Here is a 19,294-nt window from a genome sequence, read left to right as displayed (position 1 = left end):
GGTTTAAGACGGTATCTACCGGACTTTTATGTTAAACAAATGAATAATAACAGAAAATTGCTGAGCAACTTTTTAAGATGGAATCCATTGGCGTTGTTAAATAATGCCAGAAAAGATTATTTGGCAGCGTGGCGAAACTATAGTGCGATCTTTGGTAATGGTGTAATCGTTGTCGGTTTAGGCTGCATGTTTGCTCTGATAGTTTTATGCGTCGATTTGAATGACTATTTATTTAATCCGCCGTTAACTCTTGAGCAAATGAATAAAGATACAGGCAGAGTGATAGGTGTTGACAGTATCAGAAAACAGCCTGCATATTCTATCTTGTTGGACGTTGATGGCCGTCAAGAAAGATTTAGAGTTAACTTTGGCGATTCTCGCGTAAAAAAATCAAACAAAGATGATTTATTTTGGTTGGCAGAAAAAAATATAACCATCTTGTCACAAAGGAAGTTTGATATTTTTTTTGGAATAGCCATGTATATGAAATATTTCTTGATGGAAAACCTCTGTTTAACGATTACGCAGAGATATACCAGCGCCGCGTAAGCAGTAGGAATAATTCAAAAATATCAATACCGATAGAAATGCTCATTGGCTTTGGCCCATTAATGTACGTTTGGTTTACATATAGAAACAAAAAATAAGGTAAGGAAATAATTGTGACTAACAAACTACCCATAAAGTTTTCCGAAGCCCGCGTCGTTCCGATTGGAGCAACAATTAGTCATAGTGGAATCCATTGATGTTATCAATACCTCGATTTCGTTTCACTCCATCGAGACTACATGATTTGCAGACCAGACGACTTTTAATTCCGGGATGGATTCCCCTATGCCGCGCCGAGCACCGGAGGGTTTGGACGGATTAGCCCGAAAGGGGAGCGGCAGGGAGAGCCTGCCCCGCTGTTTCGGGCATGCCGCTCGTTTTCGGAGGGCTATGGATAGCCCTTCCGAAAACCCCGTTCAAACCCTTCGGAGCGCAGGATTAAAGCGGCATCGGGGTGTCTTTTCTTTTGGATACTTTTCTTTGGACAAGCAAAGAAAAGTATCTCGGCTGTCGGGCCGAGACCCGACTTCAAATATAATCCGTCGCGATAGCGACACATAACCAAATCGAACAACACACCATGACCGATACTCCCGACATCCTAAAAACCATCCTCGCCAAAAAAACCGAAGAAGTCGCCCGCCGCAAGAACAACACGCCGATTTCAGTGTTGCAGGAAATTGCGACCGGCGTGCAAGGTCCGCGCGGTTTTTATCAGGCTCTGCGCAGCAAGGCCGACCAGCAAAAGCCGGCGATCATCGCCGAGATCAAGAAGGCTTCGCCCAGCCAGGGTGTGATCCGGGAGGATTTCAAGCCGGTCGAAATCGCGGTCGATTACGCTTTCAACGGCGCTACCTGCTTGTCGGTGCTGACCGACAAAGAGTTTTTTCAGGGCTCGGAAGCGAATCTGCAGATGGTGCGCGAAAGATGCCCGCTGCCCGCGATCCGCAAAGACTTCATGATCGACCCGTACCAAATCCACGAGTCGCGGGCATTGGGCGCCGATTGCGTGTTGCTGATCGTCGCTGCATTGGACGACGCGATGCTGCAGGAATTAGCCGATACCGCGACCGGACTGGGCATGGACGTACTGGTGGAAGTGCACGATGCCGCGGAACTGGAGCGGGCGTTGCGGCTGAACACCAACATGATTGGCATCAATAACCGCAACCTGCGTACCTTCGAGGTCTCGTTGCAAACCACGCTGGATTTGAAAAACACGATACCGGCCGACAAGCTGGTGGTTACCGAAAGCGGCATCCACACTCCGGCCGACGTCAAACTGATGCAGGATAACGGCATCTACACCTTCTTGGTCGGCGAAGCCTTCATGCGCGCACCGTCGCCCGGGCAGAAAATGCGGGAACTGTTCTTTTAAGGTTGTCCGCCGGTCCGAACCGGGCCGGCATCGTCACCCAGACTTCGATGGACCACCGTATTCGCGACCTGATTCTGCGCGCCGCCGAGGCGACCGATATCAGCGGCGCAGAACCGGTGCAAAGGCTATGGAGCGGTTACGGCCAGATCGTGCGCTACCGCTTGGTCGGCGGCAATCGCGCCAGCGTGGTCGTCAAGCACGTAAAGTTGCCGGTGCTGCGCAACGAAACGGACATATCCCATCAGCGCAAACTGCGTTCCTACCGGATCGAAACCGCCTGGTACGGCCAATGGAGCCGCCGCTGCGATGGGCAGTGTCGGGTGCCGGCCTGTCTGGCAGCAGAGTCGTTCGGCGACGAGATCTTGATCGTGCTGGAAGACTTGGACGCGGCTGGGTTTTCAGCGCGGCGCAACCGTTTGACCGATACGGAACTCCGCGCCTGCCTGAACTGGCTGGCCCATTTTCACGCCACTTTCCTCGGCGTAAAACCGGATGGCCTGTGGCAAACCGGAACCTACTGGCATTTGGCAACCCGGCCGGACGAATTGCAGGCCTTGGCCGACCCCGGGTTAAAGCGCGCCGCGGCGGCGATTGATCGCAAACTCAATGCCAGCGTGCATCAAACCCTGATCCACGGCGACGCCAAACTAGCCAATTTCTGTTTCTCGCTGGACGGCGAACGCGTCGCCGCGGTGGATTTTCAGTACGTCGGCGGCGGCTGCGGGATGAAGGATGTAGCCTATTTTATCGATAGCTGCCTGGACGGCCGTGCGGCGGAACGCCGCGAAGCCGAGTTGCTGGACTTCTATTTTCAAGCGTTGAGGACCGCTCTGCAAACCAAAGCTAACAACGTCGATGCGGATGCGCTGGAACGCGAATGGCGGCTGTTGTATCCGCTTGCCTGGACCGATTTCCATCGTTTCCTGAAAGGCTGGAGCCCGCAGCATTGGCCGGCAGACAGTTACAGCGAACGGTTGGCGCGGCAAGTGATCGCGGAATTGACCGATAGCCCGGAACCCTGAATATGCGACTGTCGACAACCGAACTCGACTTACTCTGCCAGTGCGCCATTGCCGCGGCGTATCAGGCCGGACACATCATCGCAAGCCATGCCGGCCGCCGGATTGCGGTCGGCAATAAGACTGGCGGCGGCAGTCTGGCGGCGCAAGTGGTCACCGAAGTCGACCATCTGAGCCAGCAAACGATCTTGCAGGCCTTGCGCCCCGCCTGCGATATGTTCGATCTGGCCGTGCTCTCGGAAGAGCAGGCCGACGACGGCAGTCGGCTGCGAAAAGACTACTTCTGGAGTATCGATCCGTTGGACGGCACCTTGCCGTTCGTCGAAGGCGTGCCGGGTTACTCGGTATCGATCGCGCTGGTCGAACGCGGCGGAACCGCGCTGATCGGCGTGGTTTACGACCCGCTGGCGCGAACCTTGTATCGGGCCGTGCAAAACGGTGGCGCCTGGCGCGATTCGCATCTGTTGGAGTTGCCTAAAGCAGGCGGGAGCGTCCTGAATTTCATCACCGACAAGAGCTTTGCCGCCGACCCGCTCTACCCCGCAGCCCGGATTGAACTGGAACGTCTGGCCGTCGCATTGGGTTATACCGGTGCCACTCTGACCTTGCAGGGCGGTGCCGCGCTGAACGCTTGCCAAGTCTTGACCGATGCGCCGGCCTGTTACTTCAAATTCCCGAAACCGCAACCCGGCGGCGGTAGCGTCTGGGATTATGCAGCCACGGCTTGCCTGTTCCGCGAGACCGGCGCCATCGCTTGCGACATGTTCGGCCGGGCCTTGCTATTGAATCCGGACGGCTCCTTGTTTATGAACCATTGCGGCGTGCTGTACTGCGCGGATCCAGCTTTAACGGAAGCCATGGTCGAACTTTACCGGAAGCTGAAAAACCGTTAAATCCGCGATGCCGATAACATACCGAGAACGGAATATGCACCTTCAGGCAATTGTAATATTACCGACAATTGACAGCCGTTTTGGCTTTACAGTCGCTTCTGTGTGATAGACTGCTATAATCGGAACAACTAATTTTGGATTTTAACCTTCGGAATCAAGCACTATCCGTAAGATGTTAAACAGGAGATTATGGATGCTGAGACATAACTTAGAGAATGATGGCGATACGCAAGGCGAAGTGGAGCTGTCGCGACGCAGCTTTTTCGGCCGCCTGGCGCTGGGTGCCGTTTTATCTATCGCAATGCCCGGCGTAGCTCATGCTGCCAAAAGTGCGGCAGTTAAAGCCGACAAGAACCATAGAACCGGCAAGGCGGCGAAAAGCGCGGCGCGTCTGCCCAAACACGAGGCGATTCAAGCCGGCAAAGCAGCGCGGCATGCGGAGAAAAAAACGCTAACCGCCCATAACAGCCATAAATCGGCGAAAATCCAGCACGGCCGGATACAACTGGCCCACGCCGACCATCACGCACAATACCAAGCCAGAATCCGCGACGTTTACCACGGCAAAAAGCACGGGCTACGTACCGCACAGATCAGCCATAGCCATGAAAGCGGCGGCAGAGTGCATTCGGTGATTCGCCCCGGCCAACGCGAGCCGATGATTGCGTTGGATCAGGAACCGATGTTCCTCGCCGACCGCAGCAGAATGACGTCTCACCGTTCGCTGGCGTTTCAAAATCCGCATACCGGCGACAAGCTGAATCTGACTTATTTCGAGAAAGGCCGCTATCTGACGGACGCGCTGGATGAAATCAGTTTCTTACTGCGCGACTACCGTACCGACGACGTGCATCCGATCGACCCCGAGTTGCTCGACCAATTGCACGATCTGAAACAAATGCTGGGCTTGCAGCAACCTTTCGGCGTCATCTGCGGCTACCGTTCGCCGTTGACCAACGCCAAACTGCACGCCGAACATACCGGTGTCGCTAACAACAGCTTCCACATGCACGGCCGAGCGGTGGACATCCGCATCGAACGTTTCGATCTGCGCCGAATCCACAACGCGGCGCTGGCCATGCATCGCGGCGGCGTCGGTTATTACCCGGAATCGAATTTTATCCATCTCGATACCGGTACTTTCCGGACCTGGACTTTTTAGTACCTTCGCGCTCAGCCGCATAAAAAAGCGCCGATCCCGGCGCTTTTTTATGCCCGGTCCAGTTTGCCCACTACTGACTGCTGGTTGCAGCCGCGGCTTTGCCGCTGGCGGCCAATTGGTTGGTGCCGGCAGTGGGTGCCTGCAATTTGTTCAAAGCCTTCTGTAGCAGTTCGTCCTGGCCGTAGATATCCGGATAGACGTGCAACTGGTCGGCGTGATCGATAAAGGTGGTCGCGTAGTAAAACAGTACCGGCACCGAACGTTTTAAGGTGACGTGGCGGGTTTTCGGGGCCGACATGGCTTGTTCTATCGTGTCCTTATCCCAGCCCTGCTGGTCGCCCAGCACGAACTCGGCCAGACGCTTGGGTTCGGCAACCCGGACGCAGCCGTGGCTCAGATCGCGCCGCGGCCGGTTAAACGCGGCCCGGCTCGGCGTGTCGTGCAAATAAACATCGGCGGTGTTCGGAAACACGAACTTGACCCGGCCCAACGGATTTTTCTTGCCGGGACGCTGGCGGGCGCGCAGATAGCTGCCGCCGCCTTTTTCCTCGCTGTTTTGGTGCCGCACCAGTTCGATGTCCTGGCTGGCCAGATAGCCTTGGTTGTTTGCCGCTTTCGGTAAAATTTCCTTCTCGAAAATATTCTTCGGAATATTCCAGTACGGCATGAACTCCAGGTACTTCATTTCCTCCCACAGTACCGGGGTTTGTTTGTCCGGGGATTTGCCGACGATGACCTTCATATTCAACGGGTTGGCATCGTCGGGCGAATTGAACGCCCACAATTCGAAGGCCGGGATATTCACCAGGATCATCGGGCCGTCGCTCGGATCCGGAATCCAGCGCGAGCGCTCCATCGCCAACTCCAACTGCGCCAATTTTTCCTGCGGCGGCCGGTTGAATAAGGCGGCAGTCGCGGCGCCGATCACGCCGTCGGCTTTCAAACCTTGTTGCCGTTGGACTTTTTTCACGGCTTCGGCCAGATCGGCATCGTAAACCTTGCTTTCCGGATTGACGTTATCAGCGATCAGGCCCATTGCCAGCAGGTTTTGCCGCAGGTAAACAATATGGGGATGCTTATCGCCCGGGCGCAATTGCTTGCCGGGCTTGAATTCGTGCAGCGCAGATTGCCCGGCCAACAGTTGCATCCGGTTCCAAACCCGCTTCAATTGTTGATACTGTTTGGCTTTGGGTTCGAACACGGCCGCCAGTTCGCTCAGCGTCTGAGTTTCCAGATGTTGTTTCAACAAACCGGCAATATCCAACGCCGGCTTGGGGGCAATATGCACCGGGTATTGAACGTCGCGCGGGTCGACCCGGCCTTGGCGCAAGTCGTGCAGAAACCGCACCAGCGATACGGTCAAGGCCACGTCGTAGCCGGCAGCAGTCGCATTATCGGCGACCGGAGAACCCACGAATTGTTTCAGGCGCTCGACATCGTAGCTGGCGGGAGACAGCGCATTGCCAGCCGCGTTATCCAACATACCGAACAAATCGTTCAGGTTTTTTTCCGAGCGGTTGGCGTTAAGCCAAATCGGCTGAAAATTATTGGCTTGGTAGATTTGCACGACAAAGTCGCTAACCCGGCTGAAGTCGGCCCGCGCCAACAGCGGGTGTTGCCGGCTCAATAGCAAACTGCCGATCGGGTTGTCGGCCGGAATAAAATTTGCCGCCGGCACCGGCGCCGCCTCAATCGCCGCTGGAGCTATCGCTTCCGCAGCCGCAGGCGGCATATCCGTCGCCGATACCGGTTCGATTCCGGCGTAAGACATGCAGGCCGCCAACGCCAGCCAGGCCCGGTTAGGGCGCGAATCTTTCAAGGCATACGGTGTGTTAATCATGATAACGCGAGTTCTATTCCCATATAAGGCTGCCTAAGACCGGAGCGGACCGTTCCCTGCAGAAAATACCCTGACCGGCCAGGACTAATCACTCCGGTAACGCTTGAATTTTAAACCAGTTGTCGGCAGACGCCAGGTGCATTCTGGCATTTCTTCGAAAATGACTGCGGCTGCGGACTGGTCAAAGCGTGGATTAAGCCAAACCGGCCAAAAAAGCGTCCCAGGCGGCAGCCACCAACTGCTGGTGATGGCGGCGCAACACGGTTTCATCGGGACAAGGGCCGTACTGTTGTTCGATCCGGTACCGGGCATCGGCCAGGAAATGACGCTTCAACACCGAATCTTCCGGGATCGCCACGCCAGCGCCGACAGCATGCGCGGTTTGCTCGGCCGCAACCGGCCCGACCGCACGACCGGTATCGGCGTTTAGCACCTCGAACGGCAGGGCCGCCGCTTGTATCTGCCGGTAATGGCGCAGTAACACCGAATCGGTCGGGTAGGGTTGCTCGATCGCGGCGCGCTCGGCGGCGCGTTGCGCCCAATAATGCCGATTCAATACCGAATCCTGCGGCACCTGCAATTCAACCGCTACCGGCAATAGGTCGGCATCCTGTTCAGCCGCGGACGCAGTGACGGCCGCCGGCATATCCGATTCGGCCGGCAGCGTTGGTTCGGCTTCGGCGATAATGCCTTGGCTTGGTTCGGGCTCGGCTAGCGGCGGTTCGAAGCGCGGAACAGGCGAACCCGGTTGGCTTGGCCGGCCTTGGCCGGCTTGCTCGCTGACCAGCCTTTTCACGAACATCGACCCCCGGCTGGAAAAAATTTCCCGGTCGGTGACGACTTCCGGCGCGGTCAAATACGCTTTCGCGCCGTACAAGGCCGCCGCGACCAGAACCAAATCGAACAAAGTTTCCACGCCTTTCCCCCCTATGTGATTATTATTGCCGCGCAATGGCCCGGCAACCGCGTTATCCGGGCCGGCATCAATTAAAATGCCATTGTCGAAGAATGGCTATCATTACATAAAGTTAGCAAAAATTTGATTAGTAATTTCTAGTAGGTTTTTTTCGATGGCGGCGGGCTGGCAGTTTTGGATCGACAGGGGCGGCACTTTTACCGATATCGTGGCGCTGGCCCCGGACGGAAAGGTGGCGGTTCGCAAGTGGCTTTCGGAAAATCCGGAACTCTATCCGGACGCCGCACTGCACGGCATAAGCCAGATTCTGCGGGAGTCCGGCACCGGCAGGAAGGACCGGATAGCCGCCGTCAAAATGGGCACCACGGTCGGCACCAACGCCTTGCTGGAACGCAAGGGTGCCGCCATTGCGTTGGTCACCAACCTCGGCTTCCGTGATTGTCTGCGCATAGGCTACCAAAACCGACCGGACATTTTCGCGCTGCGGATTCGCCGGCCGGAGCCCCTCTATCAGGCGGTGGCCGAAATCGACGTCCGCGTCGGCGCCGACGGCCGCGTATTGCAGGAACTGACTGAGGACCAAGCCAACGCCGAATTGCGGCGGCTTTACGACCTGGGCATTCGCAATCTCGCCGTCGTGTTGCTGCATGCCTGGCGCTACCCGCAACACGAATTGATGCTAGCCGAGTTGGCCGCCGACATTGGTTTCGAGCATATTTCCTTGTCGCATCTCGCCAGTCCGCTGCCGAAATTCGTCGCCCGCGGCGATACTGCGGTGGTCGATGCCTATCTGTCGCCGGTGTTACGCCGTTACGTCGCGCAGGTCGAACGCGGCCTGCCAACTGGCGACTCGACCCCAAGCCTGTTGTTCATGCAATCAAACGGCGGTCTGGTGCGGGCGGACGCCTTCCACGGCAAGGACAGCATCCTATCCGGCCCGGCCGGCGGCGTGGTGGGCGCGATTGCGGCAGCCAAAGGCGCCGGGTTGGCCAAGATTATCGCCTTCGATATGGGCGGCACCTCCACCGATGTTGCCCATTACGCCGGCGAGCTGGAGCGCAGTTTCGACAACGAAGTCGCCGGCGTCCGCATGCGGACGCCAATGATGGCGATTCATACCGTCGCTGCCGGCGGCGGCTCAATTTTGCATTTCGACGGCTTGCGCTGCCGGGTGGGGCCGGACTCGGCCGGCGCCAATCCCGGTCCGGCTTGTTACCGGCGCGGCGGGCCGTTGACAGTGACCGACGCCAATCTGCTACTGGGCAAGTTACCGGATTTTCCGGCGGTGTTTGGCCCGAAAGGTAACTTGCCGCCGGACCGCGAGCGGGTAACGGCGCTATTTTCGGCACTGGCGGCCGAAGTTTCCGCCGCCAGCGGCGAACGCCGCAGCCCGGAACAAGTCGCCGAGGGCTTTTTGGAGATCGCCGTCGAGCATATGGCCGAGGCCATCAAAAAAATCTCGGTGCAAAAAGGCTACCCGCTCGCCGACTACGCCTTGTGCTGTTACGGCGCGGCCGGCGCGCAACACGCCTGCCTGCTGGCCGAACGCCTGGGCATGCGCAAGGTATTGCTACATCCGTTGGCTGGCGTGCTGTCGGCGTACGGCATCGGCCTGGCCGAGTTTCGGGTGCTGAAACAAGCGGCGTTGGAAGGTTTATGGCAGGAGGTGGATGCGGCCGAGTTGCGGCGGCGTTTCTCAGACTTGGAACAGGCGGCGCGGCGTGAGCTGGCCGCTCAAGGCCTGGACCCGGACCAATCCATTAGCCGCTGGCGCCTGGCACTGCGTTATCAAGGCAGCGATACCGCCTTGACGGTCGACTACGCCGAACCCGAGGCAATACTGCAGGATTTTGCCGCGGCATACCGGCGCCAATTCGGCTTTTGCTACGAGCGGCCGGTGGTGATTGCCAGCTTGCAGGTCGAAAGCATCGCTTGCGACTCGCGCTTTAGCGAGATAGCGCCAACCGTTGCAGATCGCCACGATGGCGAGGCGCAAGACCGCACGCGCCTGTTCAGCTGCGGCCGTTGGCACGATGCGCCGGTCTACCGCCGGGAACGACTGGGCTGCGGGCAAACAGTGGCGGGGCCGGCAGTGATATTGGAGCCGACTTCGACCATCGTGGTCGAGCCCGGCTGGCAAGCCCTGATGCAGCACAACGGCGATCTGCTGCTGAGCGGAAACAAATACTCGATCGCCGCCCCGTCCCTCGCCGCGGGTCCCGACCCGGTCATGCTGGAGATCTTCAACCAGCGCTTCATGTCGGTGGCCGAGCAGATGGGTTTCGTACTGCAAAACACCGCACATTCGGTCAATATCAAGGAGCGGCTGGATTTTTCCTGCGCAGTGTTCGATGCCGGCGGCAATTTGATCGCCAATGCCCCGCACATCCCGGTCCATCTGGGATCGATGGGCGAAAGCGTCAAAGCCTTGGTGCTGAGCCATGGTAAAGACCTGGCACCCGGCGACGCCTATCTGCTGAATTCGCCTTACGCCGGCGGCACCCATCTACCCGATATCACCGTGGTGACGCCGGTATTCGACGCCGAGCGGCAACTGCTGTTTTTCGTCGCCTCGCGCGGCCACCATGCCGATGTCGGCGGCATTTCGCCGGGTTCGATGCCGGCCGCCAGCCGGCATATCGACGATGAAGGCGTGATCAGCGCCGGACTGAAAATTCTGGACGCCGGCCGGTTTCAGGAAGCGGCGATTCTGGAATGGCTAGCCGGCAACCGCCACCCGGCGCGCAATCCACAGCAAAATCTGGCCGATCTGCAGGCACAAATCGCCGCCAATCTAAAAGGCACTCAGGAGTTATTGGCCATGGTCGGCGATTATTCGTTAGCGGTGGTACTTGCCTATATGCAACACGTGCAGGACCACGCCGAAGCCTGCGTCCGCCGCTTATTGAAAACGCTGGACGGCGGCAGCTTCGCCTACCCATTGGATCAAGGCGGAACCATTGCCGTCAGCGTCTCGATAGATCGGGACACGAGCAGTGCACGGATCGATTTTTCCGCCACCTCGCCGCAGTTGGCGGACAATTTCAACGCGCCGGCGGCCGTATGCAAGGCCGCCGTGCTGTACGTAATGCGGACACTGGTGCAGGACGACATTCCGTTAAACGCCGGCTGCCTGAAACCGCTGGATATCGTGATTCCGGAAGGTTGTTTGTTGAATCCGCAATATCCGGCGGCCGTGGTGGCCGGCAACGTCGAGACATCACAGTACATCGTCGACGCCTTGTTCGGCGCGTTGGGCGTGCTGGCCGCATCCCAAGGCACGATGAACAATCTGACCTTCGGCGACCGGGATTACCAGTACTACGAAACCATCTGCGGCGGCGCCGGAGCCGGGGAGGGTTTCGCCGGCACCAGCGGCGTGCATACCCACATGACCAACTCGCGCATCACCGATCCGGAAATTCTGGAGCAACGGTTTCCGGTGCTATTGCGCGAGTTTTCGCTACGCGAGGGCAGCGGCGGTGACGGGCGTTATCGCGGCGGCGACGGCGTGCGACGCCGGCTCGAATTTTGGCGGCCGATGACGGTAGCCATTCTCTCCAGCCACCGGTGCCAGCCGCCGTTCGGTATGCGCGGCGGCTGGCCCGGCGCGCCGGGTGTCAACCGTTTACTCAAAGCCGGCGGCGAAACGGTCGAATTAGCCGGTTGCGCGGACATTCGAGTCGAAGCTGGCGACAGCATCGTCATTGAAACGCCGGGCGGCGGCGGTTTCGGCGCCAGCGATCGATCCGGGAATTGAACTTGCCGAATGCGTTTCGTCCGGTAGCCTATCGGGGATAAATCGTGGTCGATAACAGCCCCCGGTCCTTTGACGCACACAGGTAACGCCATGAACACCAACGCCGAATTCACCCTACTCTACGACGGCCACTGTCCGATTTGCCGACGAGAAGTGGCTTGGCTACAGTCCAGAAACGCCGCCGGCCGCGTCGCGTTTCAGGATATCCACGCAAACGACTTCGTACCGGAACATTTAGGTTGTACCGAGGCCGAGTTGATGGCGGAAATTCACGGCGTGCGGGCCGATGGCTCGCTGGTGAAAGGCATCGATGCCTTCCACGCGACCTATAGCTTGCTGGGTCTGGGTTGGTTGGCTGCGCCGTTGCGTTGGCCTTTGACCCGGCCGCTGTTTGCCAAACTGTATGCGTATTTCGCCCGCTACCGTTTGCCGCTGGGGGCGTGGCTGGCGGGCAAGGCTTGTAAGGCCGATTGCCGGATTTGAGCCTGCGTCCGAGACGGCAGCAGCATCGTCAACACGGCTCGCTTGCACCGGCGGCGCCTGCAATCATTCGTCGTAAAACTCGTTTCTAGCTCGCCGGCTGACTTGGTAGACGTTGCGGGTATCGAATACGTTGGTGTGGATTGGCGTGTCGTTGCCATGCTTGACGTTGCAGCGGCGGTCGCCCTTGCGTTTTTCCAGCATTTCGACCGTGACGATCTGTTGCCCGGCGCGGCGGTCGTTTTTTCCGGACCGAATGAAATACTCACGCACTTCGACGATTTTGTTTTTGAAACGCTTGCCGTGCAATTTCTTGATCGCCTGGCGCCCGGCTTTATCGTCGTCGATAAAGACTCGGCCGTGAAACGACAGCACATTGGTTCTCAGGTTTTTCAGACAAAAAATATCGGTCTTCAAAATTCGGCCAACTTTGAACGGCAACCAAAAACAAAACCGCAAAGCCGGTGCAACGAAATCGGCCAATTCGTCTTCCTGGGAAGCAGAAGGAATATTTTTTACGATCAGTATCATAAGCCAATACCGCGATTCTGAGCGCCCGACCGGTGCATGCCGGCCTGGAGCGCAACGACTGTAGGGATAGTCCGTTTTATAGCGTCAATCCGCTGGATTACTTTAACCTTAGCTCGGACTTGCGGCCACAGCAAATAATTCCCTGCCAGCCGAAGGCCGACAGCCGCAACGCAAAGCCGGGAAGGGCGGCATCGATAACGCGACGCCAGAAGTAGGGGGGTTACGCTGCAGGCCGCCAATCGGACCCGCAGCCGCGGCTAAGACAATAGCCGTTTATTTGTATATTGCTTGCGGATCTTTCAACACGGCTTCGCTGACTTGCCAATCGCCGTCTTTGAAACTGCGGAAGAAACAGCTTTCCCGGCCGGTATGGCAGGCGATGCCGCCTTCCTGTTCCACCTTCAATAAAATCACGTCGCCGTCGCAATCCAACTGCAGATCGATGACTTTTTGGCGATGGCCCGATTCCTCGCCTTTGCGCCACAAACGCTGGCGGGAGCGCGACCAATACACGGCGTAGCCTTCGGCGACGGTGAGGGCCAGCGATTCCCGATTCATCCAGGCAAACATCAACACTCGGCCGCTGCTGTGGTCCTGGGCAATGGCCGGAACCAATCCGTCCTCGGTCCATTCGATTTGTTCCAGCCAAGTAGTCGTCATAACCGCACCTCGATACCGCGCGACTGCATGTGGCGTTTGGCCTGTTCTATCGTATATTCGGCAAAATGGAAAATACTGGCGGCCAACACCGCATCGGCCTTGCCTTCGATGATGCCGTCGGCCAAATGGTCCAGGTTGCCGACGCCGCCGGAGGCGATCACCGGAATACTGACCGCTTCGCTGATGGCGCGGGTTAAGGCCAGATCGAAGCCGGACTTGGTGCCGTCGCGGTCCATACTGGTCAACAGAATTTCGCCGGCACCGTAATCCTTCATCCGCACCGCCCATGCCACGGCATCGATGCCGGTGGGTTTACGGCCGCCGTGGGTAAAAATTTCCCAGCGCTCCGCCTCGCCGTCCTGGCTGACTTTCTTGGCGTCGATCGCGACAACGATGCACTGCGAACCGAACTTGTCGGCGGCCTCCTTGACGAACTCAGGCCGGAACACCGCGGCACTGTTGATACCGACTTTATCGGCGCCGGCATTCAGCATGCGGCGAATATCGTCCGAGCTACGGATACCGCCGCCCACGGTCAGCGGGATGAACACTTCGCTGGCAACCTGTTCGACCACATGGACCATCGTATCCCGGTTGTCGTGGGTGGCGGTGATATCGAGAAAGGTAAGTTCGTCGGCGCCCTCGCGGTCGTAGCGGCGGGCGATTTCGACCGGATCGCCGGCATCGCGGATATCGACGAATTTGACGCCTTTGACAACGCGGCCGTTATCGACGTCCAGGCAGGGAATGATGCGTTTGGCTAGGCTCATGGCGGGTTGCCGTTCAATCCTCGCCGCCGAAGGAAGCGGCCAGTTTGGCGCCTTCGGCGAAATCCAAGGTGCCTTCGTAGATTGCGCGGCCGGTAATCGCGCCCATGATGCCTTCTTGGGCCACGGCACCCAAAGCGCGGATATCGTCCAGATTGGTGATGCCGCCGGAGGCGATGACCGGGATGTGTACCGAACTGGCCAGCTTGGCGGTGGCTTCGACATTAACGCCCTGCATCATGCCGTCGCGGGAGATATCGGTGTAGATAATCGCCGCAACACCATTGGATTCGAATTTTTGCGCCATATCGATCACGTCGTGGCGAGACAGTTTGGACCAGCCGTCGATCGCCACCTTGCCGTCGCGGGCGTCCAGACCGATGATGATGTGGCCGGGAAATTCGATCGCTGCGTCGCGGACAAAATGCGGCTCGCTGACGGCTTTGGTGCCGATGATCACGTATTGTACGCCGGCTTCCAGGTAGGCTTGGATGGTGTCCTCGTCGCGGATGCCGCCGCCGATTTGAATCGGCACTTCCGGGTAGGCCTCGACGATGGCGTGAATAATGTCGGCGTTTTTCGGCTTGCCGGCAAAGGCGCCGTCCAAATCGACCAAGTGCAAACGCTTCGCGCCCGCTTCAACCCAGCGCCCCGCAACCGCCACCGGATCGTCGGAGAACACGGTGTCGTCTTCCATACGGCCCTGACGCAAGCGGACACATTTTCCTTCCTTCAAGTCAATTGCGGGTATCAGCAACATATCTAAATCTCGACAGTTAAATCACTATTTCAAAGGGTTAGTAAAGCCAACGCAGAACGTTGGCGGTTACGCCGTCCCGTCCCAGGCCAGGAAGTTTTGCAACAATTGCAATCCGACCGTCTGGCTTTTTTCAGGATGAAATTGGACGGCAAACAGATTGCCATTGGCCAAGGCACAGGTGAAGGTTTGCGGATAATCTGCGGTTGCTGCAGTATGGCGTGCGTCGTCCGGCACCGCATAATAGCTGTGCACGAAATAGAAACGACTGCGGTCCGGGATATTTTTCCATAACGGATGCGGCTTCTGTTCGACTTGATTCCAGCCCATGTGCGGAATTTTCAGGATCTCGCCGTCACCGTCGCGCAGATCGTCGGCGAAGCGCCGGACATGACCGGGTAATAGGCCGAGACAGGCGACACCGCCGTTTTCCTCGCTGTCGGTCAGCAGGGCTTGCATGCCCAGGCAAATTCCCAACATCGGTTTCGCGGCAGCCACCTCTTTAATGACCTCGGCCAAACCGCTGTCGTGCAGCGCATTGATGCAATCGCGAATTGCGCCGACGCCGGGAAACACCACCCGGTCCGCTCCGCGAATAATTTCCGGATCGGAGCTGACCAGTACTTGGCTTCGGCTATCGACATGTTGAAGCGCTTTGGCGATGGAATGCAGATTACCCATTCCGTAATCGATGACGGCAACTGACGGCATAACAGTTAGATATTTAAGGTCAAAAGTTCGAAGCGGCTGTGAAGAGTTTACAGAGTGCCTTTGGTGGACGGCATGATCCCGGCCATGCGCGGATCGGGGCTGATCGCCATCCGCACTGCCCGGCCGAATGCCTTGAAAACGGTTTCGGCAATGTGGTGGGCGTTGCCGCCTTTCAGATTGTCGATATGCAAAGTCACGCCGGCGTGGTTGACGAAACCCTGAAAAAATTCTTTGAACAAATCCACGTCGAAATTGCCGATCAGCGCGCGCTTGAATTCGACATCGTAAAACAATCCCGGCCGGCCGGAAAAATCCACCACCACCCGCGACAAGGATTCGTCGAGCGGACAATAGGCGTGGCCGTAGCGGTAAATGCCTTTTTTATCGCCAAGCGCTTTGGCAACCGCCTGGCCCAAGGTGATGCCGATGTCTTCGACACTGTGGTGGGCATCGATGTGTAGATCGCCGTGAGACACGATTTCCATGTCGATCAAGCCGTGCCGGGCCACTTGGTCCAGCATGTGGTCCAAAAACGGCAGGCCGGTAGTGAACGCGGCTGAGCCGCTGCCGTCGAGATTAACCGAAATCTTGATCTGGGTTTCGAGGGTGTTGCGTTCAACCTGGGCGGTGCGTGGGTTCATGCTAATGCGGGTAACTGGGTCCGAAGCTAGTTTACGTGATTGTGACGGCTACGCCAAACTCTTGCTGGCAATCTCGTAGACATCTTTCGACAAATGTTCGGTAGCGACAATACGCTGTAATTCCTGTTTCATCAAGCTTTGCCGGTTGGCGTCGTAGCGCCGCCATTGCGCCAGACCGCTGACCATGCGCGAGGCGATTTGCGGATTCAACGCATTCAATTCGATCACGCGGTCGGCCAAAAACCGGTAGCCTTCGCCATTCGCAGCATGGAAATGCAACGGATTCGACTGACTAAAGGCGCCGACCAAGGCCCGAACTCGGTTCGGCGTTTTCATATCGAAAGCCGGGTGCCGCATCAGATTCTGCACAGTGGCAAAGGTATTCGGCATGCTGCTGGTCGCCTGCAGCGCAAACCACTTGTCGATGACCAGCGCCTCCTGCTGCCATTGCCGGTAAAAACTGTCGAGGCAATCGGCTTTGTCCGGGTTGTAGCTGTTTACGATCGCCGACAATGCCGAGATTTGGTCGGTCATATTGCGGGCGCCCCGGAATTGCTGCTCGGCCAGACGGTGACTGTCCGGCGTTTCCAATTTACTCAGGTAGCTCAGGCAGGTGTTTTTCAGGCGGCGTCGGCCCACGGCGCCGGCATCGAAGCAACCGGATTCGTCGCGGTGGTGTTGGCGGTAAAGCGCCAGAAATTGATCCGCCAGACTGGTTGCCAGGGTTTTCTTGACGAACTCGCGGGCCTGGTGCACGGCGTCGACGTCAATAATTGCCATTTGGCCGGACAGATAACTCTCTTCCGGTAAAGCCAACAGCAAAGCCTGATAGGACAAATCGCCGCCGACATCGGCCAGCACCTTGCGGTACGCTTCGATTACGATCGAATCCAGCTGCAGCGGCCGACCCAACTCGATGCTGTCGATCAAATCGAAAATGGCTTGCGTCGCCAATTGCTGGCCGGCCTCCCAACGGTTGAAGGTGTCGCTATCGTGGCTCAGCAAAAAGGCCAGTTCGTCCAAACCGCGCGGCATTTTCAACGTCACCGGCGCGGAAAAACCGCGCAGCAACGAAACCACCGGCTTGCCGGCCAGATTGCCGAAGCTGAAGCTTTGTTCGGCTTCGGTCAGATTCAATGTGACCTCGGTGTGCCGCTCGCCACCGAACTCGAATGCGGCCGGCGTCCCGTCTGGATTCAATAGCCCCAGTTTTACCGGAATATGTAACGGTTGCTTGACCGGCTGATTCGGCGTCGGCGGACAGCTTTGGCGCAACGTCAGTTGCAAGCGGCCGCCGGCTGTATCGTAGTCCTGCTCGACTGCCAGCAGCGGCGTACCGGCCTGCGAATACCAGCGGCGGAATTGGCCGAATTCGACGCCGTTGGCGTCTTCCAGCGCCTTGACGAAATCCTCGCAGGTCACAGCCTGGCCGTCGTGACGTTGGAAATATAAATCGCAGCCTTTGCGAAAACCTTCCGCACCGAGCAAGGTGTGCAGCATCCGCACCACTTCCGCGCCTTTTTCGTAGACGGTCAGCGTATAAAAGTTGTTGATTTCGATATAGGCCTCGGGCCGCACCGGATGCGCCAAAGGGCCGGCGTCCTCGGCAAACTGGCGGGTACGCAAGGCGTTGACGTCTTCGATCCGCTTCACGGCCGGCGAAGTCATGTCGCCGCTGAATTGCTGGTCGCGGAATACGGTAAAGCCTTCTTTTAGACTCAACTGGAACCAATCGCGGCAGGTGACCCGGTTTCCGGACCAGTTGTGGAAGTATTCATGGCCGATCACGCCTTCGATGTGTTCGTAATCGCTGTCGGTAGCAGTATCCGGCCGGGCCAGCACGAACTTGGTGTTAAACACGTTCAGCCCCTTGTTTTCCATCGCTCCCATGTTGAAATGGTCGACGGCAACGATCATATACAAATCCAGATCGTATTCCAGGCCGTAGGTTTCCTCGTCCCAGCGCATCGCGTTCTTCAGCGATTGCATCGCATGGGCGCATTTGTCGACGTTGTGTTGCTCGACGAAAATCTCCAGCGCAATCCGCCGGCCGCTCATCGTCACGAACTCGTCGGCGACACATTCCAACTGGCCGGCGACCAACGCGAACAGGTAGCACGGCTTGGCGAACGGGTCTTCCCAACTGACCCAATGCCGATTGTTTTCCAACTCGCCGCCGCCGGTTTTGTTGCCGTTGGACAGTAATACCGGGTATTTGGCCTTGTCGGCGACCAGCGTGGTTTTGAAACGGCTCATCACGTCCGGCCGATCCAAAAACCAAGTGATTTTCCGAAAGCCCTGCGCCTCGCACTGGGTGCAGAGCATGCTGCTGGACAGAAACAACCCTTCCAGAGCGGTGTTGGCTTGCGGATTGATCAGATTTTCGATCAGGATTTCGAACGGCCTGTCCTGCGGCGCCTCGTGGACAATCAACGCTTCGTCGCCGACCAGATATTCGCTGGCGCTCAGCGGCCGGCCGTCGACGGCGATGCTGAGCAATTGCAACTCCTCGCCCCACAGCTTTAGCGCGACACTGTCGGCCAAGCTCTGCGGATTGCGCCTGACGCTCATTTTGGCGCGCACCTTAGTGCGCTGGTCGTCCAAATCGAAATCCAATTCGACTTGGTCGATCAGATATTCCGGCGGCGTGTAGTCTTTCAGGTAGACAGTTTGCGGGCTGGCATCGCGCATGGCTTATCGCTCTTCAGTTTTGACGGGTTGCGGTTTATAGGAAATCAGCCAATAGGTCAGGCCCAGAGACACCGTTACAGCGGCAATCCCGACGGTATAAGCCGGGTCCAGGTCCTTGAAATCCAACATAATCACTTTTCGGGCCACGGCCATCAAGGCTGTGGCAATCACCATTTTAATCGGTAGCGTGTCGTGCTTGATGTACAACGTGATGTTGATAAAAATCTCGATCGCGATCAGCACGGCCATGAACGAACCGAAAATCAACAATATGTCCGAGACCGTCAACATCATAAACGGTTCCGCGATCAGGCGTTGGTAGATTACATACACCACGTCGGCCACGCCCCACAAAATCACCAGCACCATCAGCACCGCCAGCACCCGAACCGCAAAATGGATCACGGCATGCAGTACTTTTAGCAGACCGTCTTCGACGACCGGCGCCAACTTGACTTCGGGTTCGTCGCGCGTGGTGCGGCTGGTTCCGGGCCGCGACGGCGAAGACGGGCGAACGGGCGGTTTGGATTCCATCGGTG

17 protein-coding genes are annotated in these 19,294 nt (G+C 57.6%); 7 read left to right on the top strand and 10 right to left on the bottom strand.

The genetic code is table 11. The features are described from left to right. The 5 genes from C2U68_RS18405 to C2U68_RS18385 all read left to right on the top strand — a co-directional run. Positions 1-549: hypothetical protein (locus C2U68_RS18405; RefSeq protein WP_222101934.1), on the top strand; the 549-nt coding region annotated here is incomplete at its 5' end. Between the two features lie 580 nt (positions 550-1,129). Continuing rightward, entirely contained in the window at positions 1,130-1,927 is a 798-nt protein-coding gene (gene trpC, locus C2U68_RS18400) for an indole-3-glycerol phosphate synthase TrpC (protein ID WP_140913931.1), read from the top strand. Positions 1,928-1,974: 47 nt separating this feature from the next. Continuing rightward, entirely contained in the window at positions 1,975-2,949 is a 975-nt protein-coding gene (locus C2U68_RS18395; protein WP_140913930.1) for a phosphotransferase, read from the top strand. A gap of 2 nt (positions 2,950-2,951) precedes the next feature. Then, complete coding sequence (locus C2U68_RS18390) at positions 2,952-3,839, top strand: 3'(2'),5'-bisphosphate nucleotidase CysQ (protein WP_140913929.1); 888 nt, start codon at positions 2,952-2,954, stop codon at positions 3,837-3,839. A 193-nt stretch (positions 3,840-4,032) separates the two neighbouring features. Next, positions 4,033-5,001 (top strand): YcbK family protein, encoded by a 969-nt coding sequence (locus C2U68_RS18385; RefSeq protein ID WP_140913928.1) that lies wholly within the window; start codon positions 4,033-4,035, stop codon positions 4,999-5,001. 70 nt (positions 5,002-5,071) lie between these two features. Here the strand turns inward: C2U68_RS18385 and C2U68_RS18380 are convergent, their stop codons facing one another. Both C2U68_RS18380 and C2U68_RS18375 read right to left on the bottom strand, forming a co-directional pair. Further along, entirely contained in the window at positions 5,072-6,841 is a 1,770-nt protein-coding gene (locus C2U68_RS18380; RefSeq protein WP_260839400.1) for a murein L,D-transpeptidase, read from the bottom strand. Between the two features lie 193 nt (positions 6,842-7,034). Further along, positions 7,035-7,757 carry a hypothetical protein gene (locus tag C2U68_RS18375; RefSeq protein ID WP_140913927.1) on the bottom strand — a complete coding sequence of 241 codons (723 nt, stop codon included), beginning with the start codon at positions 7,755-7,757 and terminating at the stop codon, positions 7,035-7,037. Positions 7,758-7,911: 154 nt separating this feature from the next. On the opposite strand from C2U68_RS18375, the gene C2U68_RS18370 reads away from it, so the two are divergent. After that, positions 7,912-11,517: a hydantoinase B/oxoprolinase family protein gene (locus C2U68_RS18370; RefSeq protein ID WP_140913926.1), complete on the top strand. Its 3,606-nt coding sequence runs from the start codon at positions 7,912-7,914 to the stop codon at positions 11,515-11,517. 90 nt (positions 11,518-11,607) lie between these two features. After that, positions 11,608-12,000: a thiol-disulfide oxidoreductase DCC family protein gene (locus C2U68_RS18365; protein ID WP_140913925.1), complete on the top strand. Its 393-nt coding sequence runs from the start codon at positions 11,608-11,610 to the stop codon at positions 11,998-12,000. A gap of 63 nt (positions 12,001-12,063) precedes the next feature. Here the strand turns inward: C2U68_RS18365 and C2U68_RS18360 are convergent, their stop codons facing one another. The 8 genes from C2U68_RS18360 to C2U68_RS18325 all read right to left on the bottom strand — a co-directional run bounded on the left by C2U68_RS18360 (position 12,064) and on the right by C2U68_RS18325 (position 19,289). Beyond that, positions 12,064-12,528 (bottom strand): hypothetical protein, encoded by a 465-nt coding sequence (locus tag C2U68_RS18360; protein ID WP_140913924.1) that lies wholly within the window; start codon positions 12,526-12,528, stop codon positions 12,064-12,066. A 273-nt stretch (positions 12,529-12,801) separates the two neighbouring features. Then, the gene (gene hisI / locus C2U68_RS18355) at positions 12,802-13,188 is read right to left on the bottom strand and encodes a phosphoribosyl-AMP cyclohydrolase (RefSeq protein ID WP_140913923.1); all 387 of its coding nucleotides are present in this window, start codon (positions 13,186-13,188) and stop codon (positions 12,802-12,804) included. After that, positions 13,185-13,958 (bottom strand): imidazole glycerol phosphate synthase subunit HisF, encoded by a 774-nt coding sequence (gene hisF / locus C2U68_RS18350; RefSeq protein WP_140913922.1) that lies wholly within the window; start codon positions 13,956-13,958, stop codon positions 13,185-13,187. Before hisF ends, hisI begins: the two co-directional genes overlap by 4 nt. Positions 13,959-13,971: 13 nt before the next feature. Then, the gene (gene hisA / locus C2U68_RS18345; RefSeq protein ID WP_140913921.1) at positions 13,972-14,715 is read right to left on the bottom strand and encodes a 1-(5-phosphoribosyl)-5-[(5-phosphoribosylamino)methylideneamino]imidazole-4-carboxamide isomerase; all 744 of its coding nucleotides are present in this window, start codon (positions 14,713-14,715) and stop codon (positions 13,972-13,974) included. A gap of 66 nt (positions 14,716-14,781) precedes the next feature. Continuing rightward, entirely contained in the window at positions 14,782-15,423 is a 642-nt protein-coding gene (gene hisH, locus C2U68_RS18340) for an imidazole glycerol phosphate synthase subunit HisH (RefSeq protein ID WP_140913920.1), read from the bottom strand. Between the two features lie 47 nt (positions 15,424-15,470). Beyond that, on the bottom strand, positions 15,471-16,064 hold the full coding sequence (gene hisB, locus C2U68_RS18335; protein ID WP_140913919.1) for an imidazoleglycerol-phosphate dehydratase HisB: 594 nt from the start codon (positions 16,062-16,064) through the stop codon (positions 15,471-15,473). Between the two features lie 48 nt (positions 16,065-16,112). Continuing rightward, the gene (pepN, locus tag C2U68_RS18330; RefSeq protein ID WP_140913918.1) at positions 16,113-18,755 is read right to left on the bottom strand and encodes an aminopeptidase N; all 2,643 of its coding nucleotides are present in this window, start codon (positions 18,753-18,755) and stop codon (positions 16,113-16,115) included. 3 nt (positions 18,756-18,758) lie between these two features. Further along, entirely contained in the window at positions 18,759-19,289 is a 531-nt protein-coding gene (locus C2U68_RS18325; RefSeq protein ID WP_140913917.1) for a phosphate-starvation-inducible PsiE family protein, read from the bottom strand. Positions 19,290-19,294 lie beyond the last annotated feature (5 nt).

This window comes from Methylomonas koyamae (assembly GCF_006483455.1).
Classification (GTDB): Bacteria; Pseudomonadota; Gammaproteobacteria; order Methylococcales; family Methylomonadaceae; genus Methylomonas; species Methylomonas koyamae_B.
Note: the sequence above shows the minus strand (reverse complement) of the source record. Positions and strands in the feature narration are given on the sequence as shown.

Coding starts and splice junctions, on each gene's coding strand:
- pepN (WP_140913918.1), bottom strand. CDS start 18,755: ATGCGCGATGCCAGCCCGCAAACTGTCTACCTGAAAGACTACACGCCG.
- trpC (WP_140913931.1), top strand. CDS start 1,130: ATGACCGATACTCCCGACATCCTAAAAACCATCCTCGCCAAAAAAACC.
- hisB (WP_140913919.1), bottom strand. CDS start 16,064: ATGAACCCACGCACCGCCCAGGTTGAACGCAACACCCTCGAAACCCAG.
- hisI (WP_140913923.1), bottom strand. CDS start 13,188: ATGACGACTACTTGGCTGGAACAAATCGAATGGACCGAGGACGGATTG.
- C2U68_RS18380 (WP_260839400.1), bottom strand. CDS start 6,841: ATGATTAACACACCGTATGCCTTGAAAGATTCGCGCCCTAACCGGGCC.
- C2U68_RS18365 (WP_140913925.1), top strand. CDS start 11,608: ATGAACACCAACGCCGAATTCACCCTACTCTACGACGGCCACTGTCCG.
- hisA (WP_140913921.1), bottom strand. CDS start 14,715: ATGTTGCTGATACCCGCAATTGACTTGAAGGAAGGAAAATGTGTCCGC.
- C2U68_RS18325 (WP_140913917.1), bottom strand. CDS start 19,289: ATGGAATCCAAACCGCCCGTTCGCCCGTCTTCGCCGTCGCGGCCCGGA.
- C2U68_RS18360 (WP_140913924.1), bottom strand. CDS start 12,528: ATGATACTGATCGTAAAAAATATTCCTTCTGCTTCCCAGGAAGACGAA.
- C2U68_RS18395 (WP_140913930.1), top strand. CDS start 1,975: ATGGACCACCGTATTCGCGACCTGATTCTGCGCGCCGCCGAGGCGACC.
- hisF (WP_140913922.1), bottom strand. CDS start 13,958: ATGAGCCTAGCCAAACGCATCATTCCCTGCCTGGACGTCGATAACGGC.
- C2U68_RS18385 (WP_140913928.1), top strand. CDS start 4,033: ATGCTGAGACATAACTTAGAGAATGATGGCGATACGCAAGGCGAAGTG.
- C2U68_RS18370 (WP_140913926.1), top strand. CDS start 7,912: ATGGCGGCGGGCTGGCAGTTTTGGATCGACAGGGGCGGCACTTTTACC.
- hisH (WP_140913920.1), bottom strand. CDS start 15,423: ATGCCGTCAGTTGCCGTCATCGATTACGGAATGGGTAATCTGCATTCC.
- C2U68_RS18390 (WP_140913929.1), top strand. CDS start 2,952: ATGCGACTGTCGACAACCGAACTCGACTTACTCTGCCAGTGCGCCATT.